The 16,450-nt window shown below is 71.4% G+C and carries 14 protein-coding genes; 5 read left to right on the top strand and 9 right to left on the bottom strand.

Going from position 1 to position 16,450, the window contains the following annotated elements; translation table 11 throughout:
* Positions 1-8 precede the first annotated feature (8 nt).
* Positions 9-1,682 carry a glycosyltransferase family 2 protein gene (locus OG912_RS23110; protein ID WP_327711073.1) on the bottom strand — a complete coding sequence of 558 codons (1,674 nt, stop codon included), beginning with the start codon at positions 1,680-1,682 and terminating at the stop codon, positions 9-11.
* A gap of 342 nt (positions 1,683-2,024) precedes the next feature.
* On the opposite strand from OG912_RS23110, the gene OG912_RS23115 reads away from it, so the two are divergent.
* Positions 2,025-2,804 carry a phosphatase gene (locus OG912_RS23115; protein WP_326736284.1) on the top strand — a complete coding sequence of 260 codons (780 nt, stop codon included), beginning with the start codon at positions 2,025-2,027 and terminating at the stop codon, positions 2,802-2,804.
* A gap of 58 nt (positions 2,805-2,862) precedes the next feature.
* Here the strand turns inward: OG912_RS23115 and OG912_RS23120 are convergent, their stop codons facing one another.
* The 4 genes from OG912_RS23120 to OG912_RS23135 form a co-directional block, all read right to left on the bottom strand.
* A complete protein-coding gene (locus tag OG912_RS23120; RefSeq protein WP_327711074.1) occupies positions 2,863-3,912 on the bottom strand; it encodes a cation diffusion facilitator family transporter in 1,050 nt (349 codons plus the stop codon).
* 38 nt (positions 3,913-3,950) lie between these two features.
* Positions 3,951-4,838, bottom strand: coding sequence for an acyl-CoA thioesterase (locus tag OG912_RS23125; RefSeq protein ID WP_327711075.1), 888 nt, complete (start codon positions 4,836-4,838; stop codon positions 3,951-3,953).
* 19 nt (positions 4,839-4,857) lie between these two features.
* Positions 4,858-6,015 carry an acyl-CoA dehydrogenase family protein gene (locus OG912_RS23130; protein WP_327711076.1) on the bottom strand — a complete coding sequence of 386 codons (1,158 nt, stop codon included), beginning with the start codon at positions 6,013-6,015 and terminating at the stop codon, positions 4,858-4,860.
* Between the two features lie 145 nt (positions 6,016-6,160).
* Positions 6,161-6,928 carry a TetR/AcrR family transcriptional regulator gene (locus OG912_RS23135; protein ID WP_327711077.1) on the bottom strand — a complete coding sequence of 256 codons (768 nt, stop codon included), beginning with the start codon at positions 6,926-6,928 and terminating at the stop codon, positions 6,161-6,163.
* A gap of 125 nt (positions 6,929-7,053) precedes the next feature.
* Between OG912_RS23135 and OG912_RS23140 the strand changes: the two genes are divergently transcribed.
* Both OG912_RS23140 and OG912_RS23145 read left to right on the top strand, forming a co-directional pair.
* Positions 7,054-7,650, top strand: coding sequence for an NADPH-dependent FMN reductase (locus OG912_RS23140; RefSeq protein WP_327711078.1), 597 nt, complete (start codon positions 7,054-7,056; stop codon positions 7,648-7,650).
* A gap of 27 nt (positions 7,651-7,677) precedes the next feature.
* Positions 7,678-9,222 (top strand): MDR family MFS transporter, encoded by a 1,545-nt coding sequence (locus tag OG912_RS23145; RefSeq protein WP_327711079.1) that lies wholly within the window; start codon positions 7,678-7,680, stop codon positions 9,220-9,222.
* 26 nt (positions 9,223-9,248) lie between these two features.
* Here OG912_RS23145 and OG912_RS23150 read toward each other — a convergent pair whose 3' ends face one another.
* The 4 genes from OG912_RS23150 to OG912_RS23165 all read right to left on the bottom strand — a co-directional run bounded on the left by OG912_RS23150 (position 9,249) and on the right by OG912_RS23165 (position 13,527).
* On the bottom strand, positions 9,249-9,737 hold the full coding sequence (locus OG912_RS23150; protein WP_327711080.1) for a MarR family winged helix-turn-helix transcriptional regulator: 489 nt from the start codon (positions 9,735-9,737) through the stop codon (positions 9,249-9,251).
* A gap of 54 nt (positions 9,738-9,791) precedes the next feature.
* The gene (locus tag OG912_RS23155) at positions 9,792-10,751 is read right to left on the bottom strand and encodes an SDR family NAD(P)-dependent oxidoreductase (RefSeq protein ID WP_327711081.1); all 960 of its coding nucleotides are present in this window, start codon (positions 10,749-10,751) and stop codon (positions 9,792-9,794) included.
* A gap of 169 nt (positions 10,752-10,920) precedes the next feature.
* Complete coding sequence (locus OG912_RS23160; protein WP_327711082.1) at positions 10,921-11,541, bottom strand: DUF7691 family protein; 621 nt, start codon at positions 11,539-11,541, stop codon at positions 10,921-10,923.
* Between the two features lie 510 nt (positions 11,542-12,051).
* Positions 12,052-13,527: a PucR family transcriptional regulator gene (locus tag OG912_RS23165; protein ID WP_327711083.1), complete on the bottom strand. Its 1,476-nt coding sequence runs from the start codon at positions 13,525-13,527 to the stop codon at positions 12,052-12,054.
* Between the two features lie 185 nt (positions 13,528-13,712).
* On the opposite strand from OG912_RS23165, the gene speB reads away from it, so the two are divergent.
* On the top strand, positions 13,713-14,723 hold the full coding sequence (speB, locus tag OG912_RS23170) for an agmatinase (RefSeq protein WP_326736271.1): 1,011 nt from the start codon (positions 13,713-13,715) through the stop codon (positions 14,721-14,723).
* Positions 14,720-16,405, top strand: a complete 1,686-nt coding sequence (locus OG912_RS23175; RefSeq protein ID WP_327711084.1) for a thiamine pyrophosphate-binding protein — start codon at positions 14,720-14,722, stop codon at positions 16,403-16,405. Before speB ends, OG912_RS23175 begins: the two co-directional genes overlap by 4 nt.
* Positions 16,406-16,450 lie beyond the last annotated feature (45 nt).

Below are 16,450 nucleotides of genomic sequence, written 5' to 3' on the forward strand. Positions count from 1 at the left end.
AGGACCTTTCAGCTCAGCCAGGGCAGCATGGGATCGACCCAGCCGGACGCGAGCAGGGCGGTGAGCAGGAGCGTGGCCGTCACGGCCAGGGTTTCGGGCCAGCGCCTGGGCAGCACCGAGGACCGCCGGCCGCGCCGGAGCCGTTCGGGCCGCGCGGCAGCCGAGGGACGTAGACCGGTCAACAGGTCCCTGATCAGCGGGACGTTGATCTGAAGCTGCACCAACAGGTAGAGACCGAGACCCCAGTTGGGCTCCCAGCCGTTACGTGCCACCGCCAGGGCGAGACCGCCGGCCGCCGCTCCCGTGGAGCAGCAGAGCCAGCCGAGCGAGACGAGCACCACCCGGTGCGCCATCGTGCCGGGCTTCCCGCCACCGGCCCCGGTGGGCACCCATGCCGCACTGCGGCCGCGCAGGGTGTGCAGGAAGGCGGCCCCGGCGGCCACGCTCGTCAGGACGTTGGCCCGGATCACCTCGATCCGCCAGCGGGTCCGGCTGATCCGCGGCAACAGCACATGCCAGAGCCACAGCGGCGCGAGCAGCGGCAGCACGTGCCAGGGCCGGATGTGGTCCGGGTACCAGAACATCATCACCAGCGGCGGCAGCGGGGCCGCGAAGGTGTTCACCACCGTCGTCAGATAGCCGACGATGCCCTCGTAGAAGCAGAGCCGCATCCGCCACGGGGCGCCCATCCGCCTGAGCACCGGGGTTCCCATCAGGTGCAGGTTGCCCATCGCCCAGCGGTACTGCTGGTTGAGATACGAGGCGAGGTTGTCCGGCGAGGTCCCCTTGGCCACCAGCACCGGCACGTAAAGGGTCCTGAAACCCTGCTCGTACAGGGCGAGTCCGGTGTACAGGTCCTCGCTGTGGTCGAGCCGGGCGAAGCCGCCGGCCAGGTCGATGGCGCTGCGCCGGTAGACGGCGTTGCTGCCGCAGCAGATGGCCGCGTCGCTCGCGTCCCGGGAGGGCTGGATCCAGCGGAAGAACCACTCCTGGGCCGATCCGGCGGCGCGCTGGATCCAGTCCATCGTCTCGTCGGTGTCGAAGCACTGCGGGCTCTGCACGATGCCTACGCCGGGGTCGGCGAGATACGGCACGAGGTGGCGCAGGAAGTCGGCCCGGGGCGCGAAGTCGGCGTCCAGGATGGCGATGTACTCCGCGCTGCTCAGGGTGAGCGCGTGGTTGAGGTTGCCCGCCTTCTTGAGGTGCCCCCGGTCGGGTCTGACGACGTAGCGGTATCCGTACGAGGCTGCCAGGGCGGCCACTTCGGGGCTGTCGGCGTCGTCCAGCACCCATACGGTCAGCGCACCTGGCCAGTCGAGAGCGGCGACGGCCCGGTAGGCGTTGTCCAGGACCGGAAGCGGTTCGCCGCAGGTCGGCAAGTAGAGATCCACGGAAGGGAGTTCGGGTGGATCCCAGGCGTGTACGAGCACCTCGTGCGAGCGCCTGGTCAGCCGGCGCTGGCGCAGGCTGTTCACCGACGAGAGCGCGAGCGCGACGACGTTCAGGGAGAGCACTGCGAGAAAGGCCCACAGGGCCGGGGTGCGCAGGGCGAAGGTGAACATCGTCGCCGCGGTGAGCACGAAGGCGAGAGAGGAGCTGATCAGTACCCAGCGGCGCTGAGGCCCGAAGTACCAGTAGAGCTCCTGGTCGGACGGAGGTTGTGGCAGGTGATGCACGGTCATAAAGCCCCCCACGGCTGTGCATGTCCCGGTATCGGGGGACCTACCCTAGCGCCAAAGGTATAGACCAATTGCCATCGATCGCGGACTGAGATGCCGAGTTGGCGCGATGTAAGTGGTCTGGACCTATTGGACGTTCGCTGCCGGGTGGAGCGGGAAGTTCCAGGTCACGCACGAGTGAACGGGCGCCCAACATCCGAGGGGGCCTCGCGGCGGGCCCCGATCGGGACCCCGGCGGGCCGTCCACCGCACTCATGGAACCACCGGTCCGGCGCCGGACGGTCCGGGCCGCCCACCGTTTAATACAACCGGCACACTGCGCACACTCCACGGCACAATGGGTTCATGCCGATACCCAGCCGCGCCGCCCTTGTCGACCATCTCGTCCGTACGCGCATAGCGGGAGACGTCGCGACCCCACGCGACAACAACCTCTCCCACTACCGCAAGCTCGCCAACGGCGACCGCCACTTCTGGCTGGGACTGGAGCTCGGCGACCGGTGGCGCGACGAGCAGGACGTCCTCGCGGTCATGGCCGAGAGATGCGGGGTCAGCGACGACCCGGAGCACCGGTTCGGCCAGGACACCATTGATCCCGAGCTCACCGTCGCCGCCCTGGACCGGGCCGCGGCCCGGCTGCGGAAGGCGGCCGACGGGACGGAGCGGGTGCTCTTCGCCACCGGCCACCCGGGCGGCCTGCTGGACGTCCACCGCCAGACCGCGGCCGCGCTGCGGACGGCCGGCTGCGAGATCGTGCGGATCCCGTCCGGGCTGACGGCGGACGAGGGCATGGTCTTCCAGTTCGCGGACGTCGCCGTGCAGGAGCGCGGCGCGACTCTCTGGCACACCCACTCCCCGGCCCCGATGGCGGCGATCCTGGACGGCCTGGAGCGGGAGGGGCGCCCCATGCCGGACCTCGTCGTCGCCGACCACGGCTGGGCCGGGTGCGCGGCGCAGCGCGGACTGGACGCCATCGGCTACGCGGACTGCAACGACCCGGCCCTGTTCCTGGGGGAGTCCGAGGGCACCCTCCAGGTGGCCGTCCCGCTGGACGACCATGTGCTGGACCCGCGGTTCTACGACCCGATGACGGAGTACCTGCTGGACGCGGCCGGACTGCTCTGAGCGGGCGGGCGGTAGGCGGGAGGCGGCGGAGGGCTCGGGCGGTAGGCGGCGGGCCGGTTCAGGCGCCGGCGTCCGGCGGGCCCCCGGCGGCGCGGGCCCGCCGCCGCTGTTCCAGGCCCGGCGTCGGGTCCAGATACACCCGCCGGATCGACGGATACCGCTCCCGCAGCTGCTGCTCCGCCTCCTCGCAGGCCCACTCGACCTGCTCGGCACTGGCCACGTCCCGGAAGTCGACCTTCGCGGCGATCAGGATCTCGGTCGGCCCCTGGATGAGCGTCGTCAGCTCCAGTACGTCGATGATGTGCGGCACCGAGAGCAGCTCCTCGCGCACCCCCGCCCGCATCGACTGCGGAACCGGCCGCCCGATCAGCAGCTGGGCGTTGGACCGGCCGAGCACCCAGGCCACGTACACGAGCAGCGCGCCGATGAGGATCGAGGCGACCCCGTCCCAGACCCCGGACCCCGACAACTGTCCGCCCAGCAGTCCGCCCGCGGCCAGCAGCAGACCCACCAGCGCAGCGGAGTCCTCCATCACGACGGCCTTGACCGCGGTGTCGGGGGTGAGCCGGAAATAGCGCTTGGCCGGAGTCCCCAGCCGCTCGGCCTCGCCGCGCACCTGCCGCAGCCCGGTCCGCAGCGAGTAGCCCTCCAGCAGGAAGGCCACGCCGAGCACGATGTACGAGATGAGAGGGTCGCCGAGCTCCTCGCCCTCGACCAGGGTGTGGACGCCGTCGTAGACGGAGAAGACCGCGCCGCCGACGAACGTGGCGACGGAGGCGAGCATCGCCCAGATGTAGCGCTCGGGGCCGTAACCCAGCGGATGTTCCTCGTCGGCGGGCTTCTCGCTGCGCTTGAGCGCGGTGAGCAGCAGCACCTCGGTGACCGTGTCGGCGACGGAGTGGGCCGCCTCGGAGAGCATCGCGCTCGATCCGCTGATCAGCCCCGCGACGGCCTTCGCCACGGCGATGCCGAGGTTGGCGACGGCCGCGACGATGACGGTGAAGGTGGACTCGCCACCGCTCGCCGCCCCGGATCCGGATGCCCCGGACCCGTCACCGGACTCCCCACCGTCAGCACCATCAGCCGCATCGGCTTTTGCGTCGCTCATGGTGGGGAGTATGTCGGAATTGGCGGGGTGCGGCCCGTTCAGTCCCCGCGCGGGACCCGGACGACGCCCTCCTGGATGACGGTGATCGCCAGCCGGCCGTCCTGGGTGTAGATACGGGCCTGGCCGAGCCCGCGCCCGCCGGACGCGGACGGCGACTCCTGGTCGTACAGCAGCCATTCGTCGGCCCGGAACGGCCGGTGGAACCACATCGCGTGGTCCAGGCTCGCCCCCACCACGTCACCGATCGCCCAGCCGCCGCGCCCGTGGGCGAGGAGCACCGAGTCGAGCAGCGTCATGTCGGAGACGTACGTCGCCATGCAGACGTGCAGCAGCGGATCGTCCGCCAGCTTCCCGTTGGTGCGGAACCACACCTGCGAGCGGGGCTCGCGCGGTTCGCCGACGGTGCCGAACGGCGGTGCGTCCACGTACCGCAGGTCGACCGCGGCCCGTGCCTCGATCAGCCGGTCCACGATGCCGGGGGCGCTGAACCGGTCCGCGTACCGCGGCAGCATCTCGGCGGCCGTGGGCAGCGTCTCGGGGTCGGGCGCGGCCGGCATGCCGGCCTGGTGCTCCAGCCCCTCCTCGTGCGTCTGGAAGGACGCCGAGAGGTGGAAGATCGGCTGCCCGTGCTGGACGGCGACGACCCGCCGGGTGGTGAAGGAACGGCCGTCCCGGATGCGGTCGACGCTGTAGACGATCGGCGCGCCCGGGTCCCCGGCCCGCAGGAAGTAGGAATGCAGGGAGTGGGCGGGCCGGTCAGCGGGGACGGTGCGGCCCGCGGCGACGAGCGCCTGGGCCGCGACCTGTCCGCCGAAGACACGGGGCACGATCGCCGAACGGCTGGTGCCCCGGAAGATGTCCTGCTCGATCTGCTCCAGGTCGAGCAGGTCGAGCAGATCGTGCAGTGGGTCAAGTGCTGCGCTCATGGGGAAGAACGTAGCCGCTCTACAGGCCCATGGACTTGGCGATGATCGACTTCATGACCTCGCTGGTGCCGCCGTAGATGCGGTTGACCCGGTTGTCCGCGTACAGGCGGGCGATCGGGTACTCGTTCATGAAGCCGTAGCCGCCGTGCAGCTGGAGGCAGCGGTCGATCACGCGGTGCGCGACCTCGGTGCAGAACAGCTTCGCGGACGCGGCCTCGGCGGCGGTCAGTTCACCGGCGTCCAGCGCCTCCAGGGCGCGGTCGGCGACGGCCTGGGCCGCGTCCACCTCGGCCTGGCAGCCGGCCAGCTCGAACTTGGTGTTCTGGAACGAGGCGACGGTCTTACCGAAGACGGTGCGGTCCTGCACGTACTCCTTGGCGAACCGGACGGCGGCCGCGGCCTGCGCGTACGCACCGAAGGCGATGCCCCAGCGCTCGGAGGCCAGGTTGGTGCCGAGGTAGCCGAAGCCCTTGTTCTCCTCGCCGAGCAGGTCCTCGACCGGGACCTTGACGTCGACGAAGGCGAGCTCGGCGGTGTCGGAGACCCGCAGGCCCAACTTGTCGAGCTTGCGGCCGATCGAGTAGCCCGCGGACTTGGTGTCGACGGCGAAGAGGGAGATGCCGAAGCGGCGGTCGTCCTCGCGCGGGGCGGAGGTGCGGGCGCAGACGATCACACGGTCGGCGTGCACGCCGCCGGTGATGAAGGTCTTGGAGCCGTTGAGGACGTAGTGCGTGCCGTCCTCGGAGAGCTTGGCGGTGGTCTTCATGCCCGCGACGTCGGAGCCGGTGCCCGGCTCGGTCATCGCGAGGGCCCACATCTCCTCGCCGGTGGTGAACTTCGGCAGCCAGCGCTTCTTCTGCTCGTCGGTGGCGAGCATCTTGATGTAGGGCAGGCCGAGCAGCGTGTGCACGCCGGAGCCGCCGAAGGAGACGCCCGCGCGGGCGGTCTCCTCGTAGATGACGGCTTCGTACTTGTGCGAGTCGATGCCCGCGCCGTCGTACTCCTCGTCCACCGTGATGCCGAAGACGCCCAGCTCGCCGAGCTTCAGGTAGAAGTCGCGCGGGGCCTGGCCGGCCGCGAACCACTCGTCGTACACCGGCACGACCTCGGCCGCGATGAAGGCGCGGATGGTCTCCCGGAACGCCTCGTGGTCCTCGTTGAATACCGTACGGCGCACGGGGTGCCTCCCTGGTCGGCTTCGCTCGGCTTGGCTAAGCGCTTGCTCAGCCTTGGGTAAAAGTTACCCGGCGGTCACCGGAGCTGTCCAGGGTGATGCTGAGCACGCCGATGGGGAGGTGTGATCGCCGCTCGCGGGGCCGCCCTCAGATGCCGAGCCGGGCGGCGATCCCGTCGAGCACGCAGTCCAGACCCGTCTCGAACGCCCAGGTCGCGTCGTCCTTGCGGGTCGCGCGCCGTCCGTAGCGCTGGTACGTGGGATAGCGGCCGGTCTCCATCAGGTACATCATCTGCGGCGCCAGGCCCAGCCTGGTCTCGTCGCCGGACGACCAGCCCGCCGACTCCGTCCACTCCCGCAGGGCCACCTCCGACTGCCCCGCGCCGTGCGCGAAGGCGCTGACGGTACGGAACGCGACCATCATCGCGTCCTCGTCGAGGCCGAGTCCGTCGAGCGCCGCCAGCTGCCGCTCGGCGATGGCCAGCCGGCCGGGCGTGAGGACGAAGAAGCGGGTGGGCAGCTGCCCCACCCACGGGTGCCGCAGCATCGTGTCCCGGGTCAGCAGGCCGAAGGCGCGCAGCACCTCGCGCCACTCGGTCACCTCGTCGGGGATCCGCATCTCCGTGGCCACCCGCTCGGCCATCAGCGCCCACAGGTCGTCCTTGCCGGAGACGTGCCGGTAGGCGGCCATGGGGGCGACGCCCAGTTCCGTGGCGAGCCTGCGCATGGTGACGGCGGCGAAGCCCTCCGCGTCGGCGATCTCCACGGCGGCGGCCCCGATCCGCTCCAGCGTCAGCGAGGTGCGGGGTGCGGCCGCCGGCTGCTCCAGGCGCTGCCAGAGCGAGAGCGATGTGTCGGGCCCCGCCCCGCCGCCCTCGCTGTCGCCCTTGCCGCTGTCCTTCTTCTGGCCGGCCACAGGCGGGCTCCTCTCGCTAGGCGGTCAGCGTACAACGTATCGGTCAGTGGACAACGTACACATCGATGGATACGTTGTACGCACAGGAATACGTTGTACACATTCATTGCTTCAGGGGGACCCCCATGCCCAGTACCCGCCCGCAGCTCCGCGTCGCCGTCGTCGTCGGCAGCACCCGCGAGGGCCGATTCGCGCCCGTCGTCACCCAGTGGCTGAAGGGGCACCTGTCCCAGCGAGACGACATGGCCGTGGATGTCGTCGACCTCGCCGAGACCCCGCTGCCCACCGTCTTCCCCGCGTTCGGCCGGCCGCCGGCACCGGGCACGGAGGAGGCGCTCGCCCTGGTGTCGCCGCGCCTCGCGGCGGCCGACGCGTTCGTCTTCGTCACGCCGGAGTACAACCACAGCTTTCCCGCGTCCCTGAAGAACGCCATCGACTGGCACAACGAGCAGTGGCACGCCAAGCCGGTCGCCTTCGTCTCCTACGGCGGCCTCTCCGGCGGCCTGCGCGCCGTGGAGCAGCTCCGCGTCGTGATGGCCGAGCTGAACGCCACGACCATCCGCAACACGGTCAGCTTCCACAACGCCTACGGCCTGTTCGGCGCGGACGGCACCGTCGACGACGCCCAGGTCGACGCGGCGGCCAAGGCGCTGCTGGACCAGCTCGCCTGGTGGGGGCACGCACTGCGCGACGCCAGGGCCACGGCCCCGTACGCAGCCTGACGACTCAACACGCATGCGGGAGCCACCATGAGCCAGTACACGAAGGACACACACGACCGCCCGGAGCCGGAGCCGGAGCCGGAGCCGGAGCCGGAACCCGAGGCGGCGCCACCACCCGCCGACGAGAGCGCAGGCCCGTCGAAACTCGTCCTGTTCGGCCTTCTCCTCGGTCTGATGCTCGGCCTGCTCGACGGCACGATCGTCGGCACCGCACTGCCCACGATCGTCGGCGACCTGGGCGGCCTCGACCACCTGTCCTGGGTGGTGACGGCCTACCTGCTCACCGCCTCCCTCTCCACGCCCCTCTGGGGCAAGCTCGGTGACCTGTACGGACGCAAGGGCAGCTTCATCTGGTCGATCACGGTCTTCCTCGCGGGCTCCGTACTCTCCGGGCTCGCCCAGGACATGGGCCAGCTCATCGCCTTCCGCGCCGTGCAGGGGCTGGGCGCGGGCGGCCTCATGGTCGGCGCCATCTCCATCATCGGCGTCATGCTGCCGCCCTCCCAGGCGGGCCGTTCACAGGCGATGATCGGGGCCATGATGCCCGTCGCCCTGGTCGGCGGGCCGCTGCTCGGCGGCTTCCTCACCGACCAGCTGAACTGGCGCTGGGTCTTCTACGTCAACATCCCCATCGGCGCGCTCGCCCTGCTCGTCGTCGGGCTGCGCCTGCGCCTGCACACCGAGCGGGTCAAGGCGCAGATCGACTACGCGGGCGCCGGCCTGCTCTGCGCCGCCATCGTGGCCCTCACCCTGCTGGGCAGCTGGGGCGGCACGACGTACGCCTGGTCCTCACCGCAGATCCTCGGCCTCGGCGCGACCGGCGTCGCCGCACTGGCCTGGTTCGCCCGCGTCGAGCGCCGCGCCGCCGAACCGATCATCCCGCCCCGGCTGTTCGCCGACCGCAACTTCACGATCGCCCAGGTGCTCACGTTCCTGGCCGGCGCCGCCATGCTCGCGGCGTCCAACTATCTCCCGCAGTACATGCAGTTCGTACGAGGCGCGTCCTCGACGGCCAGCGGCATGCTGCTGCTCCCGCTGATGGCGGGGATGTTCGGCGCGCAACTCCTGGTCGGCAAGCTCCTCGCCAACGGCGGCCGCTACCGTCCCTATCCCATTCTCGGCGGCGCACTGACAGTCGCTGGCGCGCTCGCGCTGCTGACGACGGGCACCACCACCCCCACGGCGGTGACCTCCGCGCTGACCCTCGTACTGGGCGTGGGCATGGGCCTGTTGATGCAGAGCACGCTGCTCGTCACCATCAACAGCGCGACGCCGCGCGACATGGGCGCCGCGACGGGAACCGCCACCCTCGTCCGTACGATCGGGAGCTCACTGGGCATCGCGGTGCTGGGCGCCGTGTACACGAGCCGGCTCCACTCGGCCGGCATGCCCGACGGCGGTACGGCCTGGACGCCCGAGGCGGTACGCCGGATGCCGGACGAGGTCCGGGACGCGGTACGGACAGCGGTCACCGAAGGCCTGCACGGGGTGCTGGCGGGCGCCGCGCTGCTGGGGGCCGTGATCTTCCTGGCGGCCTGGCTGATGCGGGAGGTGCGGTTGCGGGAGGAGTGACTGAGGTTCCTCCCGCAACCGGTCGTTCAGCTCGCGTCGCCCTCGACGTTGGCGACCATCCTGCGCAGCACCTTGAGTGCGGCCACGTACTCCTCGTCACTGATGCCGTCGTGGACCACGGCGCGCAGCCCGGTCACCAGCTCCCGCACCTGCACCCTGGCCGCCTCCCCGGCATCGGTGAGGCGGATGCGATGCCCGGCGTCGACCGACAGCCAGCCGCGGTGGAGCAGCTGGTCGACGACCCGTGCGATCTCGTGCGGCCCGTCCGCGAGGGGAGTCAGCTGAGTGACGACCTCCTCGCGACTCGGGGCCTCCGGACCGCCATTCACGCGGTTCAACACCCAGTACTGCGGCTGCGTGACGTCGATCCCGGCCATGGCGTCACGCAGGTGCCGGGTGACGGCGGAATGGGCGAGGCCACTCCAGTAACCGATGGGCTGGGTGGCCAGCGCGTCGTCGGTGGCGGTCGGATCGGCCGGGGCCTGGTCGGTGGTGGTGCCACTCGGCGGTCTCATGACGCCGACGCTACATGTCGTACACACCGGAGCCCGCGGATTGCCGGGCAGCCCTCACCGGGCCGCCGCGAAGGCATCGACGCCCGTGAGGTCGGCCGACAACGCCCAAAGCCGGGCCGCCTGTTCGGCATCGATCGCGTGGGCGTGCACGCCGCCCTCCGTGCCGTCGACGGCAGGCTCGGCGATGTCGCAGTCCTCGCAGTACACGCCGCCCATGCCCGTCAGCTGAGGGGAGGCCGCCGCCCAGACATGCGTTGCCGCGCCCTGAGCGGGCGTCTTGAAGGTGGGATCGGTCGGGGTGCCGTTCTCGTCGATCCAGCCCGCGTCGACCATGTCCGCTTTTGCGAGGTGGCGCTGGAGCGGAGTGAGGATGCTGCCCGGATGCAGGGCGAAGGCCCGGACTCCGGCGTCGCGGCCGAGTGCGTCGAGGTGCACGGCGAACAGCACGTTCGCCGCCTTCGCCTGCCCGTACGCCTCCCATCGGTCGTAGCCGTGCTCGAAGTGCACGTCGTCCCAGCGCATACCCATGCCGTGGGCGCCGGAGGACACGGCGACCACGCGCGCGCCACCCCGGGCGAGCGCCGGCCAGAGATGGTTGATCAGGGCGTAGTGGCCGAGGTGGTTGGTGGCGAACTGCGCCTCCCACCCCGGGCCGACCCGCGTCTCGGGGCAGGCCATGATCCCGGCGTTGTTGATCACGATGTCCACGTCGCGCCCCGAGGCCAGGAACCGCTCGGCGAACCCGCGGACGCTTTCGAGGTCGGACAGGTCGAGGTCGTCGGTCTCCACGCCGTCGATGCCCGCGACCGCCTCCTGAGCGACCGCCCGCCGCCGGGCCGGGACGATGACGCGGGCTCCGGCAGCGGCCAGGGCGCGGGTTGCCTCCAGGCCGAGCCCGGAGTAGCCGCCGGTGACGATCGCGGTGCTGCCGGACAGGTCGATCCCGTTCAGGACGTCGTCCGCGGTGCTGCGGGCGCCGAAGCCCGATCCGATCCTGTGCTGAGGTGTGGTCATGAGGGGGACGTTAGATGCTCGACCGCGCTCTAGGGCAAGGGGAGTTGGGGCGCAAACATCACTCTCAACTCTCGAGTGGGAGGCGCGAAGGGCTTGAGGCGCGTTACTGGGTGCCGGCTGTTCGGTGGAGAAGGCAGGCGCCTCCCGTTGCCCGAGCCGTGCCTCGGCTTCAGGAACGGAAGCCGATAACGCCGAAGCCCGGCAGGGCTTCCGCACGCCGCATCCAGGTGAGGCACTGCATGGCAGCCTCCAGGACTTCGGGCTCCAGCGGCGGCGCTTGGCCTGATTCGTCGACCGCGCGTTTGGTGGCCTCGAACTGCTGCAGCGCTTGGGCGATGTGTTCGGGAGCCCACTCGCCGCAGCCCGGTGTGTAGGTGTAGGGCAGCGGAGCCGGAGGACCGCTGTGGCTGAAGGCATCCACGGACACAGCGGTGATACCCAGGGCCTCCAGACCCTGGTCGACGACGGACAGCCAGTCGCCTTTGTGCGGTGTGAAGCAGTCGTTGGGCAGGAAAGCGCCGGTGAGTGAGCATATTCGCTGGTAGGCGTAGCTGTACTGGAAGGCGTGGTCCCGCTTCTCGCTGAAGGGGCCCCCGTGGATGACTGCGGAGAGTGCCTCGTCGGCCGTGGGGGAGCCCTGCTCGATCGCGTAACTGTGGTAGTCGTCGTCGCGGGTCAGATCGTCCCCGAATTCGGCGCGTATCACGTTCAGCAATTGGTCATCGCGGGATCCGACCAGGGCGCGCGTAGCGGCCACATCCAACAGGTAGACGCTCAAGGAAGAACTCATGGGACGAACCTTAGGCGGTGCCTCCGACACTCTCGCGAGATGCGCCGGACGGCGCGGGAGGGCCCTGGTCAAGGCTGCTCAACAGGGCATTGGTTCAAAGGGTTTGGCTTGTCGCCCGGGCTTGCGGAGAGAAGCGTGGCGGACTGTTGGACGCTGACGTTCGTCATCTGGTCCTTGGATCGATGGTGGTCGGGTCAGGTGGGGAATCCGCCGATCCAGGTGCGCTGGAGGAGGTGATGGGGGAGGTATTCGGATTCGATGCCGAGGGGGAATTCGGTGCAGGGAGAAACTGAACGTGAAATCGATCTGATCTGGCGACTCGTCCAGGTCTTCAATCTTCCCCACCAGGTCCTCGCTTGGTTGATGAGCAAGCCGCTCTGCTTCGGATCCCTGTAGGCGTGACCGGACCCGCGGGCCCTTGTCCACCACCTGTGTGAGCGGGGGACGTGAACCCACTTGCGTCAGGCAGAGGGTGCCCGGATCGGGACGTACGCCGAGCCGTGTGCGGGCTCACTCCTGGCGCAGAGCGAGCCACAACTCCGTACGCACGTCCATGTCGTCCAGGTCCACCCCCAGCAACACCCCGCACCGCGCGATGCGCTGGCGGACGGTATTGCGGTGGACGGACAGGGCCACCGCCGTACGGTCCCAGCTGCCGTGCAGGGAGAGCCAGCAGCGCAGGGTCTCGACGAGCGGGGCGGTGAGCGGGGCGAGGAGGGCGCGGGCGCGGTCGGCCGCCGGGCCGGGCGGGAGCAGGGCGGCGAGGCCGGTGAGCGGCGCGTCCACCGTCAGTGGGGTGCGGGTCGCCCGCGCCCGGCCGAGTGCGCGGGCGGCCTGGGTGTCGGCGGCGTCCAGGGCGTCGGCCGGGGCGGGGGCCGAGGCGCCGAGTGTCCAGCCCGGCTGCGGGGTGATCGGGTCGCCGCCGGGGACCAGGACCCGTACCGCCTCGGCGCCTCGGCCCGCGTCCACGAGGGCCGAGCCCAGGGCGGCGCCGAGTGCGCCCGCCGTGAGCGGGTCCACCGCTTCGCCGCCGGTGCGGCGCGCGTGCACCACCGTCCACCGCCCGTCGCCGCCCAGCAGTGGCGCGACGTCCGCCGGGGCCGCGCCCAGCAGCAGCCGGACCAGCGCCGCCGAGCGGCCCGCCGCGTCGGCGCCCTGGTGCGGGGCGGCCAGCAGGGAGAGCAGGACGACCGCGATCCCGGCGATGGTGTGGTCGCCCGGCTCGCGGTGGTCCGTCGCCACGGTCAGCGCCAGCCCCTGCCCGCCGCCCAGCGCGTACGCGGACAGGTGGGCGGGGCCCAGGGTGTCGGTGGCCGAGGTGGGGGCGGAGTGGACGGCGGGGGAGACCACCCGGGAGAGCCTGGCCAGCGCCGCCCGGACCTCCGGGGACGGCGGCCGGCCCGCCGCGTGCAGCTCCTCGCCGTCGGCCGTGAGCAGGGCCGCCCGCCCCGGCAGTCGGACCGCCAGCTGGTGCAGCACCGCCGGAATCGGGTCCGGGCGGGCCGCCGCAGTCGCCAGGGCCTGCTGAGCCCGGGTCACCCGGCGCAGCTCACGGTGGCGGGCCTCGGCCATCAGGCCCCACACCGCCCGCGCGATCGCGGTGAACGGGGTCCCGGGCCCCACCTCCACCAGCGGCAGCCCGTGGCGGTCGCACGCCGCGATCAGTGCCGGCGGCACGGTGTCATGCACCGGCCGCACCCCGAAACCGAGCGCCGCCGCCCCCGCCTCCACCAGCCGGGCCACATAGGTGTCCGGGTCCGTGAGCAGCACCCCGGCGGTCAGCAGCAGCTCGCCGCCGAGGAGGTACGGGTACGGGTCCGCCATCTCCGAGGTGTGCACCCACAGCAGCTCGGCGTCGGCCGGCCCCGCGATCCTGCGGAGCCCGAGTTCCTCCACGGCCAGCAGCCCGGCCAGCGGTACGGGAGGGGTCGGCGGTCCGGCGGGGGAGCCGGGCGGGGTGGGCGGTCCCTTGGAGACGTCGGGCATGGATGGTTCATCCGTTCAGCGAGGCAAGAATGGATGAAACATACACTTCAGGGTTGCCGTCGGGCCGCCTAGCGTCATCAGCGGACCCGTACGCCTGTTTCCGTGCCGTGGTGAGGGTTCCGGCACACTCGAACCAGCGCGTCATCGATGGAACCGAAGGCACCGAAGGAAAGGTCACCCACCCCATGAGCAGCAACGAGACGCCGCGCGGCCCCGTCGACTCCTCCCGCGTCCCGCGGTACGCCGGACCCGCGACGTTCGCCCGGCTGCCCCGCCTCGACGAGGTCGGGACGGCGGACGTCGCCGTCGTCGGTGTGCCCTTCGACTCGGGTGTCTCCTACCGGCCCGGCGCCCGCTTCGGCGGCAACGCGATCCGGGAGGCCTCGCGGCTGCTCCGCCCGTACAACCCGGCACAGGACGCCTCGCCGTTCGCCCTCGCTCAGGTCGCCGACGCCGGGGACATCGCGGCGAACCCGTTCAACATCAACGAGGCCGTCGAGACGATCGAGGCCGCGGCCGACGACCTCCTCGGAACCGGTGCCCGTCTGATGACGCTCGGCGGCGACCACACCATCGCGCTGCCGCTGCTGCGCTCCGTCGCCAAGAAGCACGGCCCCGTCGCGCTGCTCCACTTCGACGCGCACCTCGACACGTGGGACACCTACTTCGGCGCCGAGTACACCCACGGCACCCCGTTCCGCCGGGCCGTCGAGGAAGGCATCCTCGACACGTCCGCGCTCTCCCACGTCGGCACCCGCGGCCCGCTGTACGGCAAGCAGGACCTCACCGACGACGCCAAGATGGGCTTCGGCATCGTCACCTCCGCCGACGTGATGCGGCGCGGCGTCGACGAGATCGCCGACCAGCTGCGTCAGCGCATCGGGGACCGGCCGCTGTACATCTCCATCGACATCGACGTGCTGGACCCGGCACACGCCCCCGGCACCGGCACCCCCGAGGCCGGCGGCCTCACCTCCCGCGAGCTGCTGGAGATCGTGCGCGGGCTGTCCTCCTGCAACCTGGTCTCCGCCGACCTGGTCGAGGTGGCCCCCGCGTACGATCACGCCGAGATCACCTCCGTTGCCGCCTCGCACACCGCGTACGAACTGACGACGATCATGACCCGCCAGATCGCGGAGGCCCGGAACCCGGCCACGGAGGCCCAGGAACAGATCGCGGAGGCCCGCCAGCAGTGAGTCACGACCACCACGACGAGCGGCCCGAGCTCACCCCCGGGCAGATCGCCGCCGCCCTGAACCCCCCGCCCGGACGCAACGGCGGGGACCTCGTCGTCGAGACCCTCCAGGGCCTCGGCGCGACCACCGTCTTCGGCCTGCCCGGACAGCACGCGCTGGGCATGTTCGACGCGCTGCGCCGCTCGTCCCTCGGCTACGTCGGCCTGCGCGTCGAGAACAACGCGGGCTTCGCCGCCGACGCCTACGGGCGCATCACCGGCGAGGTCGCCCCGCTCCTCCTGTCCACCGGACCCGGCGCGCTCACCTCGCTCGCCGCCCTCCAGGAGGCGGCGGCCGCCTCCGCTCCCGTACTGGCGATCTCCAGCCAGATCCCGACCGCGGGCCTGGGCGGCGGCCGGCACGGCTATCTGCACGAGCTGCGCGACCAGAAGGCGTCGTTCCGCGACATCGTGAAGTCGGTCCACACCGTCCGTACCGCCTCGCAGATCCCGTCCGCGATCGCCGCCGCCTGGGAGTCCGCGCTCACGGCCCCGCACGGCCCGGTCTGGATCGAGATCCCCGAGGACGTGCTCACCGCCGAAACGACGCTGCCCGTCGTCACGGCGATGGACGCCACCCCGCGCGAGGTGCACGCCCGCCCCGAGCTCATCGCGGTCGCGGCGCACCTGCTGTCGAACGCGGAGCGCCCGGCGATCGTCGCGGGCGGCGGAGTCGTACGCTCCGACGCGTCCGGCAAGCTGCGCGCCCTCGCGGAGAAGGTCGGCGCCCCGGTCGTCACCACCTACGGCGGCAAGGGTGCCTTCCCGTGGGAGCACCCGCTCTCGCTCCGGTCCTGGATCGAGGACCGGCACACGACGGACTTCCTGGAGGACGCCGACGTCCTGCTCGTCGTCGGCTCCGGACTCGGTGAGCTCTCCTCGAACTACTACACGTTCGCCCCGCGCGGCCGCATCGTGCAGATCGAGGCCGACGCCGGGAAGCTGGAGGCCAACCACCCCGCCCTCGGCATCCACGCCGACGCCCGCGACGCGCTGTCCGACCTCCTCGAAGCGGTCACCCCGCGCGAGGACCCGGCCGCCGCCGAGCGCGTCACGGCGGTGCTCGGGCGGGTACGGGACCGGATCGCCGCCCAGGAACGCACCCTGGAACAGCACCTCATCGCCGGAATCCGGACCGCCCTGCCGGACACGTCCCCGAGCTTCTGGGACATGACGATCCTCGCCTACTGGGCCTGGGCCGCCTTCGACGCCCGCCACCCCAACACCATGCACTCGGCCCAGGGCTCGGGCGGCCTCGGCTACGCCTTCCCGGCGGCCATCGGTGCGGCCGCCGCCGACCGCACGAAGCCCGTCCTCGCGGTCTCCGGCGACGGCGGCGCGATGTACTCGATCGCGGAACTCGCCACCGCCCGCCAGTACGACCTCCCGGTCACCTGGCTGATCGTCGACGACGGCGGCTACGGCATCCTGCGTGAGTACATGACCGACGCGTTCGGAGAGACCAGCGCGACGGAACTGTCCCGCCCGGACTTCGTCGCCCTCGCCGAGTCCTTCGGCGTCCCCGCGGTCCGTACGAGCCCCGAGACGCTCACCGACGACCTGGCCAAGGCCCTCGCACAGCCCGGCCCCTCGGTCGTCGTGCTCCCGGCGCTGCTGCGGATGTTCGAGCCGACGCACCTGTAGAGCCGTGCCGTGCCCCGGGGCGGCGGCCGCGGGGCACGGGTGCGT

This window comes from Streptomyces sp. NBC_00464 (assembly GCF_036013915.1).
In the GTDB taxonomy this organism is placed as follows: domain Bacteria; phylum Actinomycetota; class Actinomycetes; order Streptomycetales; family Streptomycetaceae; genus Streptomyces.